This is a genomic window from Streptomyces sp. URMC 123 (genome assembly GCF_051386515.1).
In the GTDB taxonomy this organism is placed as follows: Bacteria; Actinomycetota; Actinomycetes; order Streptomycetales; family Streptomycetaceae; genus Streptomyces.
Map to the genome: position 1 here is coordinate 1 of NZ_JBPQTV010000075.1, position 23,502 is coordinate 23,502.

General features: G+C 68.7%; 19 protein-coding genes. 3 read left to right on the forward strand and 16 right to left on the reverse strand.

Going from position 1 to position 23,502, the window contains the following annotated elements:
- Positions 1-386: 386 nt before the first annotated feature.
- From ACSNOD_RS11965 to ACSNOD_RS12030, 14 genes are all read right to left on the reverse strand, one after another.
- Positions 387-575, reverse strand: a complete 189-nt coding sequence (locus ACSNOD_RS11965; protein ID WP_436766839.1) for a hypothetical protein — start codon at positions 573-575, stop codon at positions 387-389.
- 80 nt (positions 576-655) lie between these two features.
- A complete protein-coding gene (locus ACSNOD_RS11970; protein WP_436766840.1) occupies positions 656-1,879 on the reverse strand; it encodes an ABC transporter permease in 1,224 nt (407 codons plus the stop codon).
- Positions 1,876-2,757, reverse strand: coding sequence for an ABC transporter ATP-binding protein (locus tag ACSNOD_RS11975; RefSeq protein ID WP_436766841.1), 882 nt, complete (start codon positions 2,755-2,757; stop codon positions 1,876-1,878). Before ACSNOD_RS11975 ends, ACSNOD_RS11970 begins: the two co-directional genes overlap by 4 nt.
- Before the next feature lie 53 nt (positions 2,758-2,810).
- The gene (locus ACSNOD_RS11980; RefSeq protein WP_436766842.1) at positions 2,811-4,076 is read right to left on the reverse strand and encodes a YcaO-like family protein; all 1,266 of its coding nucleotides are present in this window, start codon (positions 4,074-4,076) and stop codon (positions 2,811-2,813) included.
- Complete coding sequence (gene lanKC / locus ACSNOD_RS11985; RefSeq protein ID WP_436766843.1) at positions 4,073-6,532, reverse strand: class III lanthionine synthetase LanKC; 2,460 nt, start codon at positions 6,530-6,532, stop codon at positions 4,073-4,075. The genes ACSNOD_RS11980 and lanKC overlap by 4 nt, the downstream gene beginning before the upstream one ends.
- Positions 6,533-6,550: 18 nt before the next feature.
- A complete protein-coding gene (mpaP, locus tag ACSNOD_RS11990) occupies positions 6,551-8,182 on the reverse strand; it encodes a daptide biosynthesis intramembrane metalloprotease (RefSeq protein WP_436766844.1) in 1,632 nt (543 codons plus the stop codon).
- A 109-nt stretch (positions 8,183-8,291) separates the two neighbouring features.
- Positions 8,292-8,441, reverse strand: a complete 150-nt coding sequence (locus ACSNOD_RS11995) for a daptide-type RiPP (RefSeq protein ID WP_436766845.1) — start codon at positions 8,439-8,441, stop codon at positions 8,292-8,294.
- Between the two features lie 52 nt (positions 8,442-8,493).
- Positions 8,494-8,640 (reverse strand): daptide-type RiPP, encoded by a 147-nt coding sequence (locus ACSNOD_RS12000; protein WP_436766846.1) that lies wholly within the window; start codon positions 8,638-8,640, stop codon positions 8,494-8,496.
- Between the two features lie 108 nt (positions 8,641-8,748).
- Positions 8,749-8,901, reverse strand: a complete 153-nt coding sequence (locus ACSNOD_RS12005; RefSeq protein ID WP_436766847.1) for a daptide-type RiPP — start codon at positions 8,899-8,901, stop codon at positions 8,749-8,751.
- Between the two features lie 6 nt (positions 8,902-8,907).
- Complete coding sequence (gene mpaC / locus ACSNOD_RS12010; protein ID WP_436766848.1) at positions 8,908-10,140, reverse strand: daptide-type RiPP biosynthesis dehydogenase; 1,233 nt, start codon at positions 10,138-10,140, stop codon at positions 8,908-8,910.
- A 107-nt stretch (positions 10,141-10,247) separates the two neighbouring features.
- The gene (gene mpaD, locus ACSNOD_RS12015) at positions 10,248-11,471 is read right to left on the reverse strand and encodes a daptide-type RiPP biosynthesis aminotransferase (RefSeq protein WP_436766849.1); all 1,224 of its coding nucleotides are present in this window, start codon (positions 11,469-11,471) and stop codon (positions 10,248-10,250) included.
- Positions 11,468-12,262 carry a daptide-type RiPP biosynthesis methyltransferase gene (gene mpaM, locus ACSNOD_RS12020; RefSeq protein ID WP_436766850.1) on the reverse strand — a complete coding sequence of 265 codons (795 nt, stop codon included), beginning with the start codon at positions 12,260-12,262 and terminating at the stop codon, positions 11,468-11,470. Before mpaM ends, mpaD begins: the two co-directional genes overlap by 4 nt.
- A 2-nt stretch (positions 12,263-12,264) precedes the next feature.
- The gene (gene mpaB / locus ACSNOD_RS12025) at positions 12,265-13,248 is read right to left on the reverse strand and encodes a daptide biosynthesis RiPP recognition protein (protein WP_436766851.1); all 984 of its coding nucleotides are present in this window, start codon (positions 13,246-13,248) and stop codon (positions 12,265-12,267) included.
- Positions 13,236-14,216: an LLM class flavin-dependent oxidoreductase gene (locus ACSNOD_RS12030; RefSeq protein ID WP_436766852.1), complete on the reverse strand. Its 981-nt coding sequence runs from the start codon at positions 14,214-14,216 to the stop codon at positions 13,236-13,238. Before ACSNOD_RS12030 ends, mpaB begins: the two co-directional genes overlap by 13 nt.
- A 2,143-nt stretch (positions 14,217-16,359) precedes the next feature.
- Between ACSNOD_RS12030 and ACSNOD_RS12035 the strand changes: the two genes are divergently transcribed.
- Complete coding sequence (locus tag ACSNOD_RS12035; protein WP_436766853.1) at positions 16,360-16,908, forward strand: hypothetical protein; 549 nt, start codon at positions 16,360-16,362, stop codon at positions 16,906-16,908.
- Between the two features lie 101 nt (positions 16,909-17,009).
- Here ACSNOD_RS12035 and ACSNOD_RS12040 read toward each other — a convergent pair whose 3' ends face one another.
- Together ACSNOD_RS12040 and ACSNOD_RS12045 are read right to left on the reverse strand one after the other, a co-directional pair.
- Positions 17,010-17,156 carry a hypothetical protein gene (locus ACSNOD_RS12040; RefSeq protein WP_436766854.1) on the reverse strand — a complete coding sequence of 49 codons (147 nt, stop codon included), beginning with the start codon at positions 17,154-17,156 and terminating at the stop codon, positions 17,010-17,012.
- Positions 17,157-17,830: 674 nt separating this feature from the next.
- Positions 17,831-20,134 carry a hypothetical protein gene (locus ACSNOD_RS12045; RefSeq protein WP_436766855.1) on the reverse strand — a complete coding sequence of 768 codons (2,304 nt, stop codon included), beginning with the start codon at positions 20,132-20,134 and terminating at the stop codon, positions 17,831-17,833.
- Between the two features lie 623 nt (positions 20,135-20,757).
- Here ACSNOD_RS12045 and ACSNOD_RS12050 point away from each other — a divergent pair.
- Positions 20,758-21,873: a hypothetical protein gene (locus tag ACSNOD_RS12050; protein ID WP_436766856.1), complete on the forward strand. Its 1,116-nt coding sequence runs from the start codon at positions 20,758-20,760 to the stop codon at positions 21,871-21,873.
- Positions 21,874-21,881: 8 nt separating this feature from the next.
- On the forward strand, positions 21,882-22,979 hold the full coding sequence (locus ACSNOD_RS12055; RefSeq protein WP_436766857.1) for a glycosyltransferase: 1,098 nt from the start codon (positions 21,882-21,884) through the stop codon (positions 22,977-22,979).
- The last annotated feature ends 523 nt before the right edge of the window (positions 22,980-23,502 follow it).

Sequence of the window (23,502 nt, forward strand, 5' to 3'; positions counted from 1 at the left end):
GCCGGGGGCCGCGGGTTCGGGTGGCGCGGTGAGGACCATAGAAGTACGGGGTTGACATGGCGTCAACAAGTCGCGAACGCCGGCTGTCCAACGGGTTTTGGCGACCTGCGCGACGTCCACGTTGTGTGTTGTCTGTGACGTGACCGGCGTCGACGTGAGCGCCACGTGCTATTCCGCTCCTTCGGGGCGGGAGAGGGGTGTCGCGCCTTCGGTGCGGAGACCGCCACTATTGTGACCGTCCACGTCAAGCCACTCTCGCAATGCGAAAAGCGCCGCCTGTGACACGCGCCATTACCCGTCACGCAGACATCTGGACGGGCCCGTCACGCGTGAGGTGCCCCGACTCGTGTGAAGTCGGGGCACTCACCGGGACCAGAGCCGTCAGGTCAGCGGCCCCGGCGGGTACGGCCGAGCTGGAAGGCCGCCGCGACCAGGGCGATCAGGATGACCGCGCCGGCACTGTAGCGGATGGTGTTGTCCAAGTCGCTGGCGATCAAGGCGATGTCGGCGGCAATGAGCACGGCAATGACGGCAGTGATCAGAGTGGTGGAGGACTGACCGGTGGGGGCGCTCATGATGTTCTCCCTGGGAGAAGAGAAGGGTGGGGGGAAAGTCGGTTTGCCGGGGAATGTGGTCGGGCCTGGCTCACCCATGTTCAGTCGGTCAGACTGAGCGCCTTACGGAAGGTGATCCGGCTGGTCTGCATCAGGGCCTTGCGGTAGATCCGCTCCGCGAACGCAAGAACCAGGAACGCCGCGGCCGCCGAGATGGCCAGGACCACGATCGGCTCCCACCAAGAGGCATCTCCGGCGATGATCCGGCCAGGCATCATCATCGTCGACGTCAACGGGACGAAGGAGAGCACGGCTTGCGATGTGCCGCTGCTGATGGCCACACCGGCGGCGAACACACCTGTCATCAGCATGCTGATCGGCGTGGCCGACTGCTGAACATCCTCGGGCCGTGTGGAGACCGCACCGGCCGCCGCGTACAACGCTGCCAGGACGATCACGCCGAACAGGAAGAACAGCAAGAACCAGCCCATGCCGGGGGTGACCTGGCGCAGCATGTCGGTCTCGCCCATGGCGGCCAGTGCGCCCGCACCGACCCCGCACACCACGACCATCTGTGCCATCGCCAACGCGGTCAGGCCGGCGATCTTCCCGGCCAGCAGATCCCGCAGGCGAATCGTCGCAGCGATGATCTCCACGATGCGGTTCTGCTTCTCCTCGACGATCGCATTCGCCAGGGCCTGCCCCAGCAGCAGCGACACCAGGTAGAACAGGAAGCCGAACAGGAACACCGATCCGCGGACCATTCCTTCGGGAGCACCCTTGGGGTCAAGGAGCTCGTACGCCACGTTCGCACCCTTGGTGAGCTCCTCCACCGAGGTGCCCTGGGCCTGCGCGTTCTGGTTGAGGGTGAGCAACTGCACGGCAGCCGGGATCCACGTCCCGGCGGTATCGTTCTTGCTGGTGCCGCCGAGCAGGGTCCACTCGCCCTTGTCGAAGACCAGCCCGGCATCTGCCTCGCCGGCCTTGACGGCTTCCCGCACCTTCGCCGCGTTCGGGTACGACGTGCGTTCGAAGCTGACGTTCTGACCGGACTGGTCGGCCAGTTTCTCCGCGGTCTGCACGACCGTCTTCCCGCCGTTCGGTGCGGTCGAGTCCGTGGCCAGGCTGACGCTGCTCGTCGACGACAGAAGATACGCCTGCAAGGCGATCATGCCGAGGACAAGCATCAGCGTGACGAGTGTGGAGGTGAGGAAACTGCGGTCACGAATCTTGACCCGCATTTCCCGGCCAGCGACGATCCGCCATGCGCCTCGGGGATCGCGAGGGGGTGTCGTGCTGGTGGCTGCCGATGTTGCCGCGCTCATGCGGTGACCTCCTTGAACACGTCCGCGACGGTCGGCACGATCCGCGCGAACTCCCTGACCGGGCCCCGGGCGACGGCTTCGGACAGCACCTTCTCGGCGACCGTTTCCTCGCTGATCTCCATGACGGTCTCCTCGCCGTGTTCCTGGGTGACGGTGACGCCGTCGAGGCCGCGCAACCACTCGGTAGGCGTGGACGTGGCGAGTCGGTAGCGGGTGCGGCCCCGTCGGCGGAGTTCGTCGGCGGTTCCGTCGGCGACGACACGGCCGCCGGTGAGGATGACCAGCCGGTCGCAGAGCCTTTCGACCAGGTCGAGCTGGTGGGAGGAGAACAGCACCGGCACCCCCTTGCGGGCGTAGGTGCGCAGCAGGTCGACCATGTTGTCCACGGCGTGGGGGTCCAGGCCCGAGAACGGCTCGTCCAGGATGAGCAGTTCCGGGTCACCGATCAGCGAGGCGGCGATCTGTACGCGCTGCTGGTTGCCCAGCGACAGTGATTCCAGCTTGTCCTCCGCCCGCTCGGAGAGGTTCAGCCGGTCGAGGATGTCTCCTACCGCCTTGTGGGCTGCTGGCGCGGCCAAGCCGCGCAACTGGCCCAGGTAGACGAGCTGAGAGGCAACTGTCTGTTTCGGGTACAGACCTCGTTCCTCTGGCATGTATCCGAAACGGCGGCGGTCGGTGGCAGTGACAGGGCTGCCGTTCCAGGTGATTTTTCCGGATGTCACGGCGAGCACACCCATGATCATGCGCATGGTGGTCGTCTTCCCGGCGCCGTTCGCACCGACGAACCCGGTCATCGACCCTGGCTCGACCGTGAACGACACCTCGCTGACGGCCGTGAGGTCACCGAACCTCCGTACCACATGGTGGAGTTCCAGCACTACCGTATCCCTCGCATGATCTCTCCGTATGAGTTGCGCGTACCTAGATTTGCCTAGGGCAGTGGGTGGGCCCGGTCCGTCGATGCGGTCGAGTACAGGGCGCCCAGCCCAGTACGGGCCGGGGCGGTGTCCAGGCGTCCGGCATGCCACGTCCAGGAATGCCGCTCATCCATGCGCAGGGCCTGGTAACCGACCGGGATCGCCTTCACCGCCCTCCACCCCATCCTCTGCACCGGCTGCGGCAGTCGGAACGTGAGATCGACCACGAGCGGATCGCAGCCGTCGGAACTCATCCCTTCGATCAGTTCCCGCACGCCCAGGTCCCGGCGCGGCTCACTCGACGGTTCGCCCGGAACGAAGGACTCCACCCATGCGGTCATCACTTCGTATGACCGGGATGTCAGCATATATGCCAACCGGTCCTCTTCTGTGATCACGGGGCGAGAACCGGCCAGTTCCATGTGCAGTTCGTTCTCCGCTTGTTCCAGCGCCTCCCACACCTGCCAGGCTTCCTGCAACGCTCCCGCCACCGCGTGCCATGGGCGGTCGGAGGTTTTCAGTCCGACCACCGCCCGCTCACGGCCGGCGCACTGCAGGAACGCCGCGACGCACCACATGCCCTCGATGGCAGTGGGGACGCGGGCCACAACCGGGACGAAGGAGCGCGCGCTGGCCTTCGCCCATGCGGCGGCGGCGACCGACTGCATCTGCCGGTCCTCTCCTGGTGCGGAGGCGATCGCGTCCAAGTCGCGCCACGCCGGCAGCCTGAGGCCGCGTCCCCAGGCCACGAGGAACGCGTCGCGCTCCACACACTCCATCAGCGCCGAACGCAGAGCCGTCGTGTGCGAGACACCGGAAGCGGCGCCCGACGGGGACGGGTCGAACAGCCCCGCGGGGTCATCGGCAGGCCAGTCCACCAGCGGGGCAGGGACCATCACACTGGTGCCGTCCGCGGCGCGTGTGGCCGGTACCCACGACAGCGCCGCCCGCTCCGCGTCCGGGGCTGCCAAGGCGTCGTTCCACACCGGCACCGCACCGGGTACGGCGGAGGCTGGGCCGACGACGGCACCAGAGGGTTCGAGGCAAGGGCGCAGGGCGTAGCGTTCGACGGCTTCGCCGGTGCCGCGCATGAAGGTGTCGGCCCGGGTATGGCCCATTGCTCCGGCCAGCCGCGCCGAGGGCGGAACTTCCTTGTAGCCAGGGATTTCGGCCAGGCGGACGCCCAGCGACCACAGGGGGCGACGGTCGTCCGGCGCGAGCAGGAAGGCCTCTTCGGCCAGCTGGGACGCAGGGGCCAGGGTCAGTGGGTAGTCGATCACGCCAAGTCTCCGAGGAACGGGAAGACCGGGGTGCCGCGGCGGGCGGAGCGCAGGGCCAGAAGGGCCGAGCAGGAACCGGTGGCCAGGTCTGTGGAGAGGCGGAAGCCCCGCTCTCCGATGAAGTCCACTCTGCCCTCCTCAGTGGCCACGGCGTCCCAACTAAGTGACTCCACATGCACTTCCGTCGGCAGGCGGTGTGCGACCCGGGCCAGGACGGTGCCCGCACGGCCCGACCAAAGGCCTGGGGTCGTGTCGAGTTGGTCGAGCGAACGGACCAGCTCGGTGTGTGCGTCTGCCAAGTCGGCGGCTCCCGCGTCGATCACGGCCCGGGTGACAATGGAAATACCGCCGGTTCCGGCGAGTCCCGGGCCGATGCGCGGCGCCTTCTCCACTGTGACGAGGTCGCGGGAGAGTTCGGCGGCGGCCCGCTCCGCGAACGCGTCCTCGCCGGTCACGCGGTGCAAGTACAGGTGCAGCAGCGCGGGACCCGTACGCCCATGGAGCAGCCCGACCGGCCCGTCGTTCTCGGGCGGACTCATCCGCTTTGCCTGCTCCACCGCGTGGACGAGCCAGCGCTCCTCGCCCGTCTCCTGGTAGCGGTCGGCCAGCGCGAGGCCAAGCCCGGCCCGGCCCGAAGCGAAGGAGTCGGTGACTCCCTCCTCGTCGGCGAGCCTGATCGCCACGTCCAGCACACGGTCCGCCATGTCGCGTTCTCCGAGGTGCGCGAGGGCGTAGGAAACGCCTGCAGCGCCCGTTGCGAAACCGGGCCCATCGCCCAGGACACCCGCTGTGACCTGGTCGATCAGCCAGCGCACGTGGTCCTTCGGCGGAGTGTGGCCGGTTGCGGCCAGCGCCCACAGGACTCCGGCAGCCCCATGCGCGAAGGTGACCCCGCCGCCGGGGATGAGGAACTGGACGGCGTCACCGGGGAAGAGGCGGTCGGTGCGTTCCGGTGTGGCGGTGCTGATGACGGAGCGGGCAATGACGGTGTCGATACCGGTCTGCTCCGCGTGGTCCGGCCATTCGACGGCGTACTCGGTCGCCGTCTTGAGGTGTTCGGGGTTCAGCCACTCGAGGATCGACGCGACGAAGTCGTCGGGGACGTCGAAGCTGCGGACCATCAGGTCGGTGAGCTGGCGGACCTTGGCCGAGCCCCACTGGACGACGTGCGGGGCGGGGATGAACAGGGCCAGTTTCATCACCGCGAGCGCGAAGCGGTCGATGTCGGGGCCCGTCAGGTGGTCCGGCGCCTTGAATCCCAGCGCGCCCATGGCCTGTGGTGTGGGGTCGCCGACGGCGATGGCTCCTTCCAGGTCGATGAACTGGATACTGCCGTCGTCTCTGACGAGGACGTTCGCCGGATGCAGGTCGCCGAAGACGACACCGCGGTCGTGTATCGCCTGCAGCCCCTCTTCAACCTTCTCCAGCGTGCTGAGCGCCCAGTCCCGGTGAGCGAGCCGTGCACGCCGGTCGAACGTGCCGTTCACGTAGGGATGGCGTGTGTCAAGGATGTTCTTCAACGATTCGCCGTTGACGAATTCACGGGCCAGGTAGTGGTGCTGGTGGCCATTGAGGCGGTCGACGAGCCGGGGTACGCAGTCCAGACCCTGCAGCTTCTTCAGAGCCCAGTGTTCGCGCTTGAGGCGTGACACAGCGTCGTTTCCGGCCAGGTCGAGACCCGCGTAGGGCCGGGCCTCACGCAGCAGCACCTCTTCGCCGGTCCGGGTGTCGGTGGCCCGGTAGACACCGCCACCGTTGGAAAAATGCAGGGCTTTGGTGACCTTGAACGGAAACCCGGCCAGTGTGCCCTTCTTGCGCTCTTCGATCGCCTCCTGAAGGAAGGGGGGGATCTCCAGCCAGGCCGGCGGGCGGAAAACCGGGCGGCGTTCGTCGGGGACGAGGTGACCGTCCGGGTGCTGGATGGCGGGCACCATCTGGCCGCGCCCGTCGCGCGTCCACTTCAGCGCGTAAGCTCCGTAGCGGACGTAGAGAGGGCCCTGCTTCCAGCGGAGGTCGGACAACAGGTACGGGCCCGGTGTGCCATCGACAAGCGGCTGAAGGCCGTTGAGGAGGCGTTCGCAGTGCGCGTCGTCGACCGGGTAAATGGTGAAGAACTTACCCGATGCCGAGCGATCCCCGTATTTCGATCCGCGGCGGTCGAGGATGGCCTCGCTGCGGATGAACTTGAACCAGACGTTGTGCTCGACGAGATACGGCACGACAGTGTCGAGAAGCACGCGGGCGGTAGCCGGTGTCGCCGATACATGAATTTTCCAGCCCTGCTCCGGCAGGTCCTTCAAATCCTTCGGACGGAACACCGTCCACTCCTGGCCGACCTCCCTGCCCCACCCGTCGGGTACGGGCACGTCGTAGTCGTCATCGGCGTGCTCTGCGTCGGGTGCATCGTAGAACAGCATGTCGGGGCGGCAGAATTCGAGGAAGCGGAAGTCTAGCAACGGCCATTCTCCTGTGCACTAGAACGGGTTGAACGGGGCGATGTAGTTGCGGTACACGTGCTTCCACAACGGTTGCTGTCCCACGTTCACCCGGGCCATCCCGCGGTCCGGCAGCGTGGATTTCGCTCGATCGCCGACGTTGGCAGAGAAAACGTCGGCCGGGACTTTCGCCGTGTCGGCACTGAAGTCGACCGGGTAGAACGCCGTGACGGGCACCTGTTCACGGCTGCGCTGTCCGGTGACGGTGACGTTGGCGTAGTGCGGGTGCAGAACGGGACCGTTCCCGACGAGTTCGGCCTGCTGTCCCGCACGGACAGCAGCGGCGCCGGAGCCGTCGGCGAACTGCAGCACCACACCGTCGTGAGCCTTCGCGAAGGCGCCGGTGACGCTGCTCTGTACTGGGATGGACATGGCTGCGCAGGCGAGCCCGCCGAGGAGAACGGACGTGACGGTGATGCGCCACGCCTTCGCACCGGACACCTTGACCTCGCGGGACAGACGGGCGATCCCCCGTCCGATCAGCCACCCGGCGTAGGTGAGGCCGCAGCCGGCAAGTATGCCGCCGAGGGTGCCACCGGACTGGAGAACACCGAGCCACAGCTTGAGCGCGGTGCCCAGCACGTAGAGGGGGAACAGCATGCAGGCGAACCCGAACCAGGTGGTCCACCGGCGGTCCAGTTCCCGACGGTAAACGCCGCCGAACAGAAAGCGGGCCATCGCTCGGCGGGCGTCGGTCATGGCACGGTCCCGCAGATAGGGCAGGTCCGTCTTGGCCATGAGAGCGAGGTAGCCGTCCAGCTTGATGAACGGCATGAGGTTCAGCAGGCCGGTGATGTAGGAGCCGACCGCGAACAGCAGCAGTACGTCCCGCACACGGCTGCTGGCCATGGGCCATGCGGCGACGGCACAGGCTCCGGCAAGGAACGTCTGCACGGCCGGGCCCGCGAGGGCGATACGGACGCGTTGCATGTTGTGCGGCAGGCGCCAGGAGTCGGAGACGTCGCAGAAGAACGCCGGTGTCAGGTAGAACAGCATCACGCCGATCCGTGAGGGGCGGCCGCCGTGCCGAATCAGCGCACTGGCGTGGCCCATCTCATGAATGGACGTGGCGATCATCATCACGACGATGAGCGCGGCGTAGACGCTCAGCGGGACCGGGTTGGACAGCAGGGAACGGACGTGGGCCTGTTGGAAGGCGAGAGCGGGCAAGCCCGCCAGAGCGATTACCGCGAGGGGGGCGAGCACGGCCCGGCGCGCGAGTGCGGTGAGGACCGGTTGCATCGCGGCCATCCGACGGCCGGGCCGCACCACTGCGAATTGCACGGTGAACGGCAGCTCAATCTTGATGCGCCCCGGTTTCTTCGGCGGTGCCATGCCCTCGCGGGCGATGAGCTCCAGCTCGTCGAGTTTGGTGACGGCCTGGCGGACGAACCCGGTCGTCCACGGCTTGCCGAGCTGTTCGGCGATCTCCTCGGTGTCCCGGGTGCCGTCGAGTTCCTGTGCGAGGCGGCCCACGGAGGGGCTGACACGTATGTAGCGGGACCCGCGCTGCAACACCCAGCGATCGCCGTCCTGCTCAGGCGGATGGACCTCAAGGCCCGGCGCGGCCTTGGGTCTTTCGATGCGGGTGAGTGCGGTTGGTGCAGTCACATCTGGTCCCTTGAACGGTGAGCGGGTGACCCCGCCTCGGTCCAGCTCATTCCTTGCCAGGGGCAAGACCGAGGCGGGGCACCTAGTGATCACATGCCTCACGCATGGATCAGGTGAAGGCGATCGAAGCAACGACGGAGGCCGAGATGCCTGTGCCGATGGACACGCCGGTCCAGTAACCGGGCGCCTCCAGCGACTCCAGCTCCTGCATCTCCAGCTCCAGAGTGATCTCCTCGGCCGGAATGGTGAAATCCTGCATACCAGTTCACCTCCTTTCTCATTCTCATAGGGCCGTGAATCCCCTTAGCGGATCACGTGATGGTGACGCCCACGCCGACGGAAAAACCGATGGACACGCCGGCGGACCAGGTGCCCCAACCGGGGGCCTCCATCGCCTCGAGCTCCTGCATCTCCAGCTCGATGCCCTGAGCGTCGAATTCCTGGTTCAGGTTCTCCATGATGTGTTTCACCTCCTATGGTTACATTGTGAGCACAGGGCCAGTTCGGCGAAGGCGACTGCCTTTTGCACTGGTTCTGTGCCTTTCCTTTCGTGCTGTCCCTGACCGTCAGGTGATGGAAGCAGCGATGCTGACGATCGAAATGCCGGTCGCAATGCCGGTGGTGGTGGCCCAGCCGCCGGGGGCCTCCATCGCCTCAAGCTCCTGCATGTCCAGCTCGCTCGCGATGTTGAGGTCCTGAAGCTCAATCTCGATACCCATGTGTGTTCACCTCCTTTCCGCGCTGTGACGTGGTCTTTCAACCGGCCAGCCATTCGCGGTGGCAAGCCGGGGGTCCAAGAACTCGTCCAGGAGCAGGCGAATATCCGCCAGGCTCAACCGTCCGAGGTGGGGAAGATCCGCTCCCCAGGCGCGCAGGCAGCGGCGGGCGACGCAGTCGTTGTCATGTGCGCTGGTGGAAACGTGCAGGCTTATGTGCCAATCGGCCATCAGCTGGGTCAAGCCGCGCAGCGGGTTGTCGGCCAGGTGTGGGGCCGCTGCGCGGATCACGCTCCACATTCCGTGCAGGCGGTCGGCGGAGCCGAAGCGGGCATCCCCGGCGAGGATCCGCGCCCACACCCCGGCCCACACCGGGGGCAGTGCACGCATTTTGCCGATCCCCAGGTGGGTGGAGAGCTCGTTGGCGATCGGCCAGGCTCTCGAACCGTAGGGACTGCGGTGGCCATGGATGCGGGCGGTATGGGACTCGGGGCTGAGTCGCGCGAGGCGCAAGCGCAGCTGGTCGGGCACCGTGCGTCCATGGCGGATTTCGTGCGCGATCTGGTACCCCGCCGTGACGAGGGCGCTGGCGAGGCGTTCACACAGAGGGTCGGCGTCGGGCTGCGGGATGGGGTCACCGATGTAGGGGGCGATGGTTCGGTGCAGAGCCTCCAGGACGCCTTCGCTGACCAGGTGCGCCGGAAGAAGACGGGTGGCGTCCGGCAGGTACAGGCTGGCAGCCGGCTGCAGGACGGATCCGGTGGCGAGCCGCTTGAAGCCGTCAAGGGTGTAGCAGGCAACAGGGCCCCGCTCGCTTCCCGTACCCAGAGTGGTGGGCACCGCGAGCATCGGCAGGTACTGTCCGAGAGCAGGGGGAAGGGCGATGAGACCGCCGCGCTGCTTGACCTCGAGCCATTTCGCGGCGTCCGGATGACGGGCGACGAGGCTGGCGAGCTTGGCGAGGTCCATCGCCGTGCCGCCGCCGACAACGGCGGTCACCGCGCCGTAGGGGATGCAGTCGGCCAGCCGGTGGATGGAGAGGATGTCCGCCTGCTCGGCGGTGACCGTCCTGACCTGCGCTCCGGCTGCGGTGAGCGCGGAGTGCACCTGTGCGGTGATGTCCTGGTCGGCTACGGCCGGGTCGACGACCAGGACCACGTGGGAGGACCCCGTTTCGCGGGCCCAGGCCGTGGCCTGGACGAGGGCCGTCAACGGAGCGGTCAGCTGCCAAGGGCTTGTCATACGAAGTCCTCCTCACGGTGCGTGCGCGGTACGGTGCTGGGGGCGCGGCTTGCCCCGGCTCCAGCTCATTCCTTTGCCGGGGGCGGGAGACCAGGGGCAGGCCGGGCTCACGGGAGCGCAGAGGTGACGCAGGCGATCAGTTCGTCGACCTCATGCGGGGCGTAGGTCAGGGACGGTACGAGCTGGATCCCTCCGGGCCCGGGATGAACGATCGCGCCGGCCTTGCGGATCCTCGCGACGAGATCGGCGACCTGGGGCCCGGTCAGCGGCTTTCCGTCCTCGCCGACGATGTGCAGGGTTCGGAACAGACCCCGTCCTTCGGCGCCGGTCACGTGAGGGTGGTCGCGCACGAGCTCGGTAATGGCATCGTGGAGAAGAGACGACACCTGGCGGGCGTTCGTGAGGGCATCGAGCCGGTGCAGTTCGTGGATCGTCGCCGTGATCGCCGCGGCCGGAATCGAGGATCCGCCCTGGGTCTCCGCATGCACGATCATGGCGTCCTGCTCCACGAACACGTCGGCCACCGTGCGGGCGATAACGAGCGCCGAAGCGGGAAGGGTGCCGTTCGTCAGACCCTTCGACGTGATCAGGATGTCCGGCTGCTCGGGCCACTCCTGGGAGGCGAACATCGGCCCGGTGCGGCCGAAGCCGGTGGCGACTTCGTCGGCGATGACCAGCAGTCCTGTCTCGCGGCGGAAGCGCAGCACCTCCGCGAGAAACTCCTCGGTCAGTGGCACGGTGCCGGAGCCGAGAACGGGTTCGAGGACGATGGCGGCGATCTGGTCGCCGATGCGTTCCCTCAGCAGGCGCAGCTCGGAGACGCTGTTGGCCGTGACATGGCGCACCAGGCGAGTGTCGACGCCGAACATGCGCTGCCCGAGGTCCTCGCCGGTCAGAGCGAACCCGCCGAATGTCAGCCCGTGATACGAACCGCGCAGGGCGACGATGTTGGCCCGTGGACGCCCGCACAGCACGTGGTAGTGGCGGGCCACCTTCAGTGCGGCGTCGTTCGCGGCGCCACCGGAGGAGGCGAACAGGACCCTGCTGTAGTGCTCTGGTCCGGCCACGGCGGTCAGTGACTCGGCTGCCTCGCGGGCGTACAGGTTCTCGTAGCGGAACGCGCCGAGGTAGGAGGCGTTGTGTGCGGCCTCGGAGATGGCGGCGGCGATGCGCGGGTTGTTGTAACCGAGGTTGGCGTTCCACAGGCCGCTGTTGCCGTCGAGCGCGGTGTGGCCGTCGGCGAATTCGATCCGGTGGCCCTCGGCACGCACCGCGCACAGGGCATCGTCGCCGTGTGCGGACGGGGGAATCAGGTACGGAAACAGGCTCATTGGGCTGCCTCGCAGGTCAGCAAGGTTGTGCGCTGGGCCGAGCCGTCGAGTTCCTGGCGGGCGGTGACGGTCAGACCGGCAGCCGCCAGTTCCTTCTCGACGATGTCGGGGCCGATGGTGCCCACGCGTGCGGTGACCACGACCACATCGTCGCCGGCCTCGATCGGGGCAGCCGGGACGAGGGTGGTGGTGCGGTGGGCAGATCCGGTCGGCCAGTACTCGAACATGTCGTAGCGGCGGCCGCTACTCCCGGTGAGAGGGGTGACGGTGTCGATGTCCTCACCGGTGTCGGTGCGGTCCAGGACGGACAAGTGGAACCGGCCGCCCGGTGCGAGATGCCGCAGGACGCATCCGTAGAGGGCCTGGCGCTGCGCATCGTCGAGGAGGCTGACGGTGGTGGTGCCGAGCAGGATGTGCGCGAAGGTACTGGCGAGATCGAAGTCGGTCATGTCGGCGCACGTCACGGTGCACAGGTCACGGATCCGCTCCGGCACAGACTCCAGACGGTCCTGGAGCAGGGCGAGCATGTGCGGGGACAGGTCGAGCGCGGTCACCGGGCGATGCAGGGCCAGCAACGGCAGCGTGAACCGGCCGGTTCCGGCGGCGAGGTCGAGGATGGGCCCGGGGTGGGGGCGGACGGCCTGGATGACCTCGCGGACCTCGAAGCCATCTCCGGCCGCCAAATCCTGATAGATCAGGGAGCCGTCGGCGTCGTACATGCCGCACACGCGGATACCGTCACCGAGGTCGCGGACCCGTGCTCCGGCGAGGCCGGGGAAGACGTGGGTCACTGCTACTCCACTCCGAGGTCGAATCCGCGGTCGCGGAAGAAACCGGTCACCTTCGTGACGGCCTCCTCGCCGACGGCTCGGGCTGCTTCGCTCTTTCCGAGCGTGAGAACTGCTTCGGTGACGGCGGCGGCCCCGCGGCCCACGGCAAAGATCCGCTTGCCGTCGGTGACGTAGGCCTGCTGCTCATTCCACAGCACGAGTGGCAGGTCGGGACGGGAAAGATCGGCGGCGTCTTCACCGAGCGGTGCGTGCTCGGTAAGGCGGTGCCCGAACCCGGACACGGTCAACCCGGTGAAGCCCCGTAGGGCGAAGTAGCGCAGAGCGTCGACGGCAGCGAGGTAGCGGCCGATCCACCTGACGGTCAGGCCCCCCTCCGCATCGTCTGCCTCTTCGAGCTCGGCAAGGCCGGCTCCGAGACGGCCGATCGGGGGCAGGAACGGGGACAGACAGAGGCTGCCGTCAGGCTGCACGTACAGGCGTGTGGTCGGGCCGCCGGTGTGCCGATAGTGCGAGTGGAGGCGGGGCAGGTCAGCGAGGATCACCGACGGCGAGACCAGAAACTCCGGGAACCGGCCGCGGGCCAGGGCCTCATCGGCGTCCTTGAGGAAGAGGGAGGTGTCGTCCTCATGGGTGATGCGGACGATGGTGGGACCGATGACCGACATGAACGCACCGGTGGCGTAGTCCTGGGTGGCGATATAGACGTCGCCGTCCGTGCCGATGGCGACATCACCGCCGGGCTCGGTGAAGGAGCCCTCGTAGCCGGTGAGATTGCGGTCCGGGTCGTCGCCGCCGGGGGCGAGTATGACAGTTCCGGGCCCGGTGAGGGGGCTGTCGGCCAGGGCCAGGGCGTGGTCGCGGTCAGCGGCCACAACCGTTGCCACGACGTCCGCGGGCACCGAGGGGCGCTGGGCACCCGAGGCCCACGAGCGGATGTGTTCCTTGACCTTGCGGCGGCGCTGTGTGTCCACGGTCAGCCCTTCCACGTGCTGATGATCGTCTTGAGGTCGTCCATGGCGGCGTTGCCGCCGAACGTCTTGTGGACGCCGGTGGTGTTGAGGACCACTTCATCGACGCCGGCTTCGTAGTACTCGGCGATCTGTTCCAGCACCTGTGGGGGCTGACCGGACATGAAAGCGTGTGATGCCACGACGCCGTCGGCAATCGAGGCGAGATCCGAGCCGGTGACATCGACCCCGGCACGGCTGAGCATGTCGAGGTAGTGGGGAGCCTGCATGTGTGCGGCGTTGGAGGCGATGGCGATGTCCCGGGCGGGCGTTCCATCACGGCCGAGAGCGACGGGGACCATGGCGGTGATCTTCGGCATCGTGGTGCGGCCGGCCTTGTCCATGCCCTCGCGAATGGCGGGGAGGAGATGGTCGCGAATATAAGCGGGTGGGGTCAGCCAGGTAACGGCGGCGTCTGCGGCCTCACCGGCGAGGCGGGCCATACCGGGGCGCAGGACGCCGAGGCCGACATCGACACGGGGAGCTGCGGCCGGGGCCAGCTGCGCCTGGAACGTGTAGTGCTCGCCGTCCGCTTCCACAATGCCTCCGTCGAGGAAGCCACGTACGGCGGTGATGTACTCGCGGGCCACGGTGAGGGGCTTTTTGTACGGGCTGCCGAGGAGATGGGTCTGGAAGGCGGCACTGCCCGGCCCGTACGCGGCGAGGACAGGGCGACCGGTGGCCAGGGCGACGGAGCGGGCCTGTATGGCTGCCTCGTAGGGGTGGCGCAGCGGCATGAGAGTGACACCGAAACCGACCGGAGTACGGAAGCCCGACCCGGCGAGGGCGGTGAACGTCTGGTGAGGCTCCATGACGAGGGCCTGCCCCTGCCAGAGGCGAGCGGCCTTGGTCCATGTGACGAGCCCGGCATACGGAAGTGCCTGCTCGGGACGCCTAGGGACAAAAGGTATGAGTACCGATAGCTCACGTTGCCGTGCGCTGGACATGCGTGTTCCCCCGAAGAGTTCATTGTGTGCACACAGCAAGCATGTTCTGGTGGTCTAAGCCATTGGTGCGCTGCGGCGGCCACAAGTTACACACAGAAGAGGTGGAACGATCAAGTCCACTTGTGAATGCTGTTCTGTCGGAATGCGCGTCGCGGCGGCCGAGATCACGCCCTCCTTTCGCGGTCGCCGTTCCCCGTCGGACAACCCTTGCGGGCGGCCACTTACATTTGTGGTGCCCATGTCGGTGTACACGGAAAGTAACTACTGTCTACTGCGCCATCCGCGGCCCCCAGCAGCAGCGACATTCGCGGTCCAGCGGGTCAACGCATGCCGCACTGCGTCGATTTGCCCCCTGCTCACGCCCGCGGGCGGCGAGACGGAAAGGCAAGCCCCGTGGCAAACGATTGAAGCTTGGATTTAAAACCGTCACGGAGCGTGCCAAGGGGCGCGGTCGGTCACTGGCGGCCAGGCGACCAAGGGAGGTGAAGCCGGCCGACCAACGGTCGGGCTGGGCCAATAGGGCGGACGACCGGCCAACCGGAAGCCTGGAACCCACTCCTGTGACACACGCCACGACAACACGGGAAATCTCCACTCCGGACAGATCAACCTTCGTGAAGGTCGCCTGGTCGATTCAGGGAGCCGGGGCGACCGTCCTCCGGAAACGCCAGACGCCGCCTGCGTCCGGGCGCTCGGCCTGTCGGGGCCAAGGAAAAACCCGTCCGCCCCGAGCATGCCCGCCCTCTGCAGCCCGATCGCCGTGCCCGCCGTCCCCCGCTTTCCGCAGCCAGGCCCACACCGGCCGCCCCGCTCGCCCAGCACCTTGGCCAGCGGCTGCAGGGGCTGGACACATCTGTCCTGGTGCGCAACCCATCTGGTACTCACCGCCACGCTCGCTCTCATCACAGTCCCCGCGCTCGCTCGCACTGAAGGCCCCTCTGGCCCTCGGCCCCGCCCGCCCCCGCATACACCGGCGGCAGCCCTCAGGCGGTGGCCCGCACCCGGCCCTTCTCGCTGCTGGCCACCGCGCTGACCGGTTCGGCGTTCGCCATGGGCGCCGTGGTCATCGCCCTGGTCCCCACTTCTGCTCGAACGCGGCTCCACCAGCGCTCAGGCTGCCTGGGCCCTGGGCCTTGGCGGGGCCGGACAAGCCGCCGGCCGGACCCTGTGCGCGATGTTCACCCGGCGCACGGGCGTAACGGTGCGGACAACGGCCCTGATCGCACTCGCCGGCCTCACCACCACGGTCCTGGCGCTCGTTCCCGGTCCGTACGTGCTGCTGGTCGCTGTGTCGGTAGCGGCCGACCGACCTCACCCTGATCCCGGCCACCGCCGTCACCGACCGGTGGGGCGCCACCGACTTTCTCGCGCGTGCCACGCTGACGCTGAGTAACTGAGGCTTTTCAGAAAAAGCCCAGGGGGCCGTACCTCATTGCGGTCTTTTTGGCCGTGCTCAACCACCTGTGCTTTTTCGGATTGTGGTCGATGGCTTTTCGTGTCGCCGACTGCGACTTTGCGGAGGTGTCTCAGTGGGAGATCTTCCGGACTGAGATGTCGTTCGTTGATCTTGGCGACGATTCTCGAATCCGCGATATCCGAGGGGAGGTTCTTCCATGCAGTCGCACCGGGTACGGTCTGTCCTCCATGAACTGAGGGCTTTGGCCGCAGAGGACGACACACAGCTCACAGCGGCGAAGAACCGCCTCGCCCGGGCAGAGGTAGAGGTCGCGGCTGCACGCTCGGCCTTCGACTCGGCAAGCACACGGGCCGACGTCTCGCAGCGCGTCATGCGCGGCGCCGAGGAGCTGCTGCGTGCGGCGACAGGAACCGAATCCGAACCGCCCGGGCCGCCCCGCGCGGCGAGCGCCCCACGAGAGGTGCGTCGCACAATCGCCCAGGAGGTGCTGGCCTTCCTCCGCCTTCACCGAAGCGCCAGGCAAGTGGAGATTTGTCAGCACCTGGAGGGCGTGCGTCCCGACATCAACATCGACAGCCTGGGACCGGAACTCGGTCGTCCGGTCAAAAAGGCGCGGGTCCACAAGAATTCGGCCTGCAACCGGCCGGGAAAACTGGCAGCACCCCGGTACCGCGGGTGGCGCTGGCGAAGCACGTCGGCCTCGGCACGGCCACTGTCGGCGATTGCATGGCCTTCCTGGCAGACATCGGGCTGGTCGAGTCCGGCCGGGGCCTGTGCGCGATCACGAAGCGGGGGCGGGCGTTCGCCGAGACATGGCCGCACGAGGAGATGCGGGCACGGCTGGCGCTGCGTCCGCTGGTACAGGCGCACTGGTCCGCCGCCGCGGCGGCCGCGCATCTGGCCGATGGTCCGCTCCCTCAGGAGGAGCTGGCCCGGCTGCTGCGGAACGGCTTGCCGGGGGCGCCGATGCGTGGCACCTACATGGTCGAGTGGCTGGACATCGCCCTGGTCGTGGAGCGCGACACCGAGCGGCTTCAGGTCCACCTGCCCGCCCGTAAAACCCCCTCCGCCGAAGGCCGCTGGCGCGACACAGCAGGAAAAAGAGGAGCAGACGGCGGGCCCGGGCCACGCCGGCAGCACCGGCGCCGACAGCGTCGGTTCCGAGAACGACGAGACCGAGAGTGCCGAGACGGGAAGTGCCAGCGGAACCGCCCTCCTGCTACCGGATTTGGGGCCGCCCTCGTGGCGGTCCGAGCCCTTGCGGGGACCGGATGAAATAAAGTCGGCCCCGTCACTTCGGGGCGGGGGAGGGGGCTCGGCCGGCAGGTTGGGCAAAGACTCCCGCCTCTTCGGGGCGGCGACGGCCAATGGGGGCGTCACGCAAAAACCTGGAGCACCGCGTCGCCCGACGCGATCGCGTCGATATCGAAGCGGACGCGTCCCCCGCCGAGGGGCGCGTCGTCGGCGACGACCACCGGCACCCAGAGCGCCGCCACCTCGTCCGCGCCGAGCCCCAGCGGCACCGCGCAGGAGAACGCCGTGCCGTCCGCGGAGAGCGTCCCCGTGAAGCGCCGCTCATTGTCCGATCGCCGCCGCGTATAGGTCGAGCGGCTGCCGCGGGATCGCCGCCCTTGTGGCGATCCCGCGGCAGCCGGACGAAGGGTCGCCCCGTGCCGGCCGCGTCGGACGGCTGCCAACTGCCGTTGAGCACCTCGACGACCGGCTCGGCCACCCGCACGTCGCCGTCGGTCAGCGTCACCTCGGCGCGGACGGGGTACGTCCTGCCGCTCGCCGGCCGCGCGTCGGTGTCCACGTCGAGATCGCCACGGAGGTGGGAGGTGATGAGGTCGGAGGCGTCGGGGAAGGTGCGGTCGACGACCTCGTACTGCGGGTCGATGCCGCCCTGGCCGCGCCGGCGCTCGCTCGCCACCTGGGTCGCCTTGCGGTCTCCGCGGCGGGAATATGCGACCTCCCGGATACTCCCCCCATCGGCACCGCGACGCGGCCGTCGAAGCGGAACTCGCTGTCCCGGGTGGAGAAGCGGTGCCGTACCCCAGGACCTCGATGGTCCCCTCGGACCTGGACGAGCTGCCGGTCATCAGAGGGGCTGCTCCTGTCTGTCGGGCGGTGCCCCCGTCCGGGGGCACCGGCCGGTGGTCCGCGGAGCCGGCCGCCCGGGTGGCCGGCGCGGGCTCGGCTAGCGGTCCTCGACCGTGATCGTGGCGAGGCCGGAGGCAATCGCCGGGCTGCCCAGTTCGAGCCCGACCCGCACCGTGCCCGGCTCCGCGCCCTCGTCGACCTCCATCTCGGGGTAGACGACCGCCCACTTGCCGCGGGCGAGGTCGAACGCCACCTCGCGGCAGGTCAGCGTGCGGTTGCCGTTGGAGCGCTCGGCCGGGCTGACGATCTCGCGGCTCTCACCCTCCCGGGACATCGCCAGCTGGTCCTGCGTGAAGCGCAGCCCCTCGGGCGCGGTGAGCACCAGCCGCTGGGTGCCGATCGTGCGCGTGCCGGTGTTGGTGATGGTGAACACCGCCGGGTACACCCACTGCTGCCCCGGCCGTACGGTCGCGTTCTCCGGGCGGGACTGGACCACGCGCGCGGACAGGCCGGTGGTCGACCCGATGACCCTGCCCACGAGCTGGATCGGCGCGTGCCGGCCGACGCTGGCCGAACCGTCGCTCTTGAGCCCGGCCGTCGCGTCCTGCGTGGCGCGCATCGGCAGCGTGTAGACGAGGCTGCCGGTGTCGCTCGCCGTGGTGTTCAGGTGCGGGTTGCCGCGAATGATCAGCGTGCGGCCGGAGTCGTACACCTCGTGGTCGAGGGGGCCGGAGACCACGCCCTCCACCGTGCCGTGGTAGGCGAAGACGGGCTGACCGGTGAAGACGAACCCGGTGGGCGCGGTGTAGCGCTGGATGATCACGCCCGGGTTGACCGGCTGCCCGGTGGGCGCGAGGAAGCGCAGGTTGCAGCGGCTGGTCTGGCCGGGCGCGCTCTCCGGCACGACCTCCTGGAAGATCGTCAGCGCGGTCTCGTCGGCGACCGGCGCCGGCACGGTGACCGTGATCGGCAGGGTGAAGGTGTTGTCCTTGAGGTTGAGGTCGCCGCCGTACTGGATCTCCAGCGTCGCCTCGTACGTCCCCGGCTGCGTGGAGGCCGGCGCCACCACCCGGAAGACGCCGTCCAGGGCGGCGCCGAAGGGGGCCAGCTGGGAGCCGGCGAAGGTGCGGGCGAGCCGCCGCTCCCCGGCGTCCGGCCCGACGGCGCCGACCAGCCCGAACGGCAGGTTCAGCACCACGGTGACGAGTTCGCCGTCGACCATGGCCGGGCCCCGGCTGCGGACCCGGGCGCCGAGGTCGAACTCCTGGCCCCGCGGCACGGAGGCGGGCGCCACGACCTCGCCGTGCAGGTCGGCCACGGGGGGCGTCGGGGGCACCACGGTGGCCACGCCGTAGACCCGGCGGACGCGGTGGTTGTAGCTGTCCGCGATGAACAGGCTGCCGGAGCGGTCCACCGCGACCCCGAAGGGGTGGTAGAGGTGCGTGCCCGCCGCGGGACCGCCGTCGGCGACGTAGCCGGCGGTGCCGGTGCCCGCGATGGTGGTGATGACGCCGTTCGTGCTCACCTTGCGGACGCGGTGGTTGTTGGTGTCGGCGATGTAGAGGTTGCCCGCGGAGTCCAGGGCCACGCCGGCCGGGTAGTGGACCGAGGTGGCGACGGCGGGACCGCCGTCGGCGACGTAGCCGGCGGTGCCGGTGCCCGCGACGGTGGTGATGATGCCGTTGGGGGTCACCTTGCGGACCCGGTGGTTGTAGCGGTCCGCGATGTAGAGGTTGCCCGCGGAATCCAGGGCCACGCCGTGCGGGTGGTAGAGCTTGGTGGCGACGGCGGGGCCGCCGTCGGAGACGTATCCGGACTGGCCGGTGCCCGCGACGGTGGTGATGTTGCCGCCGGTGTCGACCTTGCGGACGCGGTGGTTGTTGGTGTCGCCGATGAAGAGGTTGCCCGCCTCGTCGACCGTCACGGACCAGGGGTAGTTGAGCGGGGTGGCGACGGCCGGGCCGCCGTCGGAGATGTAGCCGGCGGTGCCGTTACCGGCGACCGTGGTGATGATGCCGCGGGTGTCGACCTTGCGGATGCGGTGGTTGTGCCGGTCGGCGATGTAGAGGTTGCCCTTGCCGTCCACCGCCACGTCCGTGGGGTAGTGGAGGCGGGTGGCCACGGCCGGCCCGCCGTCGGAGACGAAGCCGGAGTCGCCGGTCCCGGCGACCGTGGTGATGGTGCCCTCGGGCGTGATCCTGCGGACGCGGTGGTTGTGGCAGTCGGCGATGTAGACGTTGCCCGTGCCGTCGATCGCCACGCCGTACGGGTAGTACAGCTTGGTGCCGACCGCGGGGCCGCCGTCGGCGACGTAGCCCGACTGGCCGTTGCCCGCCGCGGTGATGATCGTGCCGTCCGGGAACGTGGCCGCCTGGGTGGTGGCGTTGCTGTTCGTGGTCATCGCTGAGTTCTCCTGTCCGCACGGGGAATGCCGCCGTAACGCGGCACACCGCCTCAGTCGGAAGTAATGGAACGTGTGCGCGAATTCGTGACGCCTCGGCAGCCGGACCCATGCGAAATGCATGCCTGCGCGCGGGGATACGCAATGGCCGATCCGGCGGGCGTGAGCGAGCCTACCCATCCCGGACGGCGGGAATTACCTCGCTCTTCGGACAATGCGCGGTGCGCGGCGGACGGCTGGAAATCGACCCGCCATCACCCCGTACGGCCCGTGGGGGAGCGGGTTCCCGGCGGTCTTGACACTCCTCCGGCGTTACGGAAAATCGATGCAACAACCTTTCCTCGGGCGGCCCGATTTCCTCCCTGGGGCGCACTCGGTGCACAGTGCAGATGGGTCGACTTGCGTGTTCGCGCTAATACGAGGTAGACCCCTGTTGGGCAGCCAAAGCGATAGGGCCGCCGGGTGTTGACGATCCTTCACCACCCGTATTTCCTTGGCCGGGGGGCCGGTTGACTGATTCAGGAATCAATCAATTCCTGGGGGCGGGTGCCCGGCACGGCGCCATGAGCCCGTACGTCCGGCGCGGACCGATGAACACGGATCACCGACGAACGAGGACGGTCATGAACCTCATCAAGAACGGCAGCTTCTCCGAGTACACCTTCAAGGAGGGGAGCGACTGGCAGACCGGGAACCACGGCATCAAGGCGGCCGGCCGATTCAACGGTGATCAATTCCTCGGGCTGGGCGGCTGGACCTGGGGCACGTACACCGGCCACGGGAAGGCGGAGCACCCCGCCGAGGCCCAGGACGCCGTCGACCTGATCAACGGCGCCGCCGACGGCCACTTCCCGGACGACGCCCAGCACCCCTTCGCCAGCACCGAGAACGTCATCGACATCAACGGGCCCGGCACGCTCGGCTTCATCGAGCAGACCGTGCAGGCCACCGGCGGCCAAGCGTACGAGCTGTCCTTCTACCACGGCTACAACCTCTGGCCCGGACACGGCATCGAGCGGCCCACGTATCTGCGGGTCGAGGTCGAGACCGACGGCCGCACCCTGCTGCGCGAGGACTACATCCAGTACTACTCCGGCAAGGGCGGCACCGCCTCCCACGGCGGCGAGCGCGTCAACGACCCCGCCTGGCACAAGCGGCGGCTCACCTTCCGGGTGCCGGAGGGGCACGAGCACGTGACCGTGCGCTTCGCCAACCCCGGCCGGTCCGGCCTCCACGCCGACCTGGGCGCCGACCCCGACGGCCACAGCGGCATGCTCCTCGCCCACGTCCGGCTGGAGGGCTCCGGCGGCGGCAGCACCCTGCTCACCGTCGAACAGCGCAAGCCCGCGCAGGCCACCGTCGAGCAGGGACAGCTCTGGCAGTACCCCGCGGTGCTCGCCCTCACGAACCGCGGCAGCCGCCGCATCGGCACGCACCCCGTCGTCTTCACCGCCCCCGAGGGCCTCTACTTCCTGGAGGAGCGCCTCGTCATGACCCGGCAGGACGACGACCCGAACGAGACCTCCGTGCCGGCCGTCCTCACCAACGGCAACCGCACCCTGACCTGCCAGGCGTTCCCGCTGGAGCTCGCCCCCGGCAAGTGGGCGTCCGTCTACCCGGCGATGGGCGTGGACCACGACGCCCCCACGGGGCCGGTCACCGTCGCCTTCGAGATCGGCGCCCCCGTCTTCGCCACCGGGCACGCCACGGTCACCATCCGGCCGCGCACCGGCGCCTGACGAGAACGATGCGACGCACCAGGCTCTTCGCCGGCGGCCGCTCCCGTGGCGCGCGCCGGCCCCGGATCGTGGCCCTGATCCCCGCGCACAACGAGGCCGAGCGGATCGCCGCGTCCATCGCGGCGCTGCGCCGACAGCGGCGCGCCCCCGACCGGATCGTCGTGGTCGCCGACAACTGCACCGACGCGACCGCCGACATCGCCCGCCGGGCCGGCGCGGAGGTCATCGCCTCCGAGGGCAACCGGCACAAGAAGGCCGGCGCGCTCAATCAAGCCCTCGACCGGGCCCTGCCGGGGCTCGCCGACGAGGACCTGGTGCTCGTCCAGGACGCCGACACCACGCTGTGGCCGACGTTTCTCGCCAGCGCCATCGAGGCGATGGACCGCAGGGTCGGCGCGGTCGGCGGAATCTTCTACGGGGAGGGCGGCGGCGGCCTCCTCGGCGCGCTCCAGCGCAACGAATTCCACCGCTACGCCCGCGAGATAGCGCGGCGCGGCTATCGCGCGGACGTGCTCACGGGCACGGCCACGCTCTTCCGGGTGGCCACGCTGCGCGAGATCGAACGCGCCCGGCGCGCCGGGCGCCTCGGCGGCGGCACGTCCTATTACTCCCTCGCCTCGCTCACCGAGGACGACGAGATCACCAAGGCGGTACGGACGCTCGGTTATCGCACGGTCTCGCCGCCCGGCTGCGGGGTGGTCACCGAAGTCATGACGACCCTGCCGAAACTCTGGCACCAGCGGCTGCGATGGCAGCGCGGGGCGTTGGAGAATTTACGCGACTACGGCTGGACCCGGGTCACGGCCCCCTATATCGTCCGCCAGGCGTTCATGGGCCTCTCGGTGGTTTTCCTCACCCTCTATCTGGTGTTCACCGCGTGGATGCTCGCCCGGGGAAGGCCCCAATTCTCGCGCTTCTGGCTCGCGATCGGCCTGATATTCGTCGCGGAGAAGGTCGTGACGGCGCGCGGTGCGGGGTGGAAAGGTCAACTGCTCGCGGGGACGCTCGCCGTTGAACTCGCCTACGACATGTTCCAGCACGCCGTGTATGTGCGATCCCTGTGGGACATGGCTCGGCGCCGCGAGGAGCGGTGGTGCGCGACGTGAACGGTGTCGTTCCGACCGACCGGGCGGGGCGGTCCGCCGGTGGGCCGCCCCCGGAGCGAGTGGAAGGAGATCCGTGTACGGAGGAATGCCGGTGGCCGGCGTGCTCGGGGTCGGCGGGGCGTCGGCGCTCGCTGCGCGCAGGGACGGGTTCCAGGCGCTTGCCACGGTGGTGGCCGCGACGACGTTGCTCATGGCCGGGGTGTCCGTGACGAAGCTTGTCCCGCGACGCGGGTCCTTGCCGTACGTGACGGGGTCTCCGCCTTCGCCTCGCGGGGCCCTCCGGGCGGGTGGGCGCGACGACGTTCACGTTGTGGGTTGTCCGCGATGTGATCGGCGCCGTTCTTCCGGCCGAAGGCGTTTCGCCCTCCCGGCGGGTTTGCGTGACGACCGGGGTCACGTTGCGTGTGACGTGGGCGCCGCGAGCGTTTGCCCGTGCCTCGGGCGCGGAGCGCCCCCACCCCGGCCGTAGGCCGGAGCTTTCCCGCCCCGAAGGGGCGGGGAGAGGGGGTCGCGCCTTCGGCAC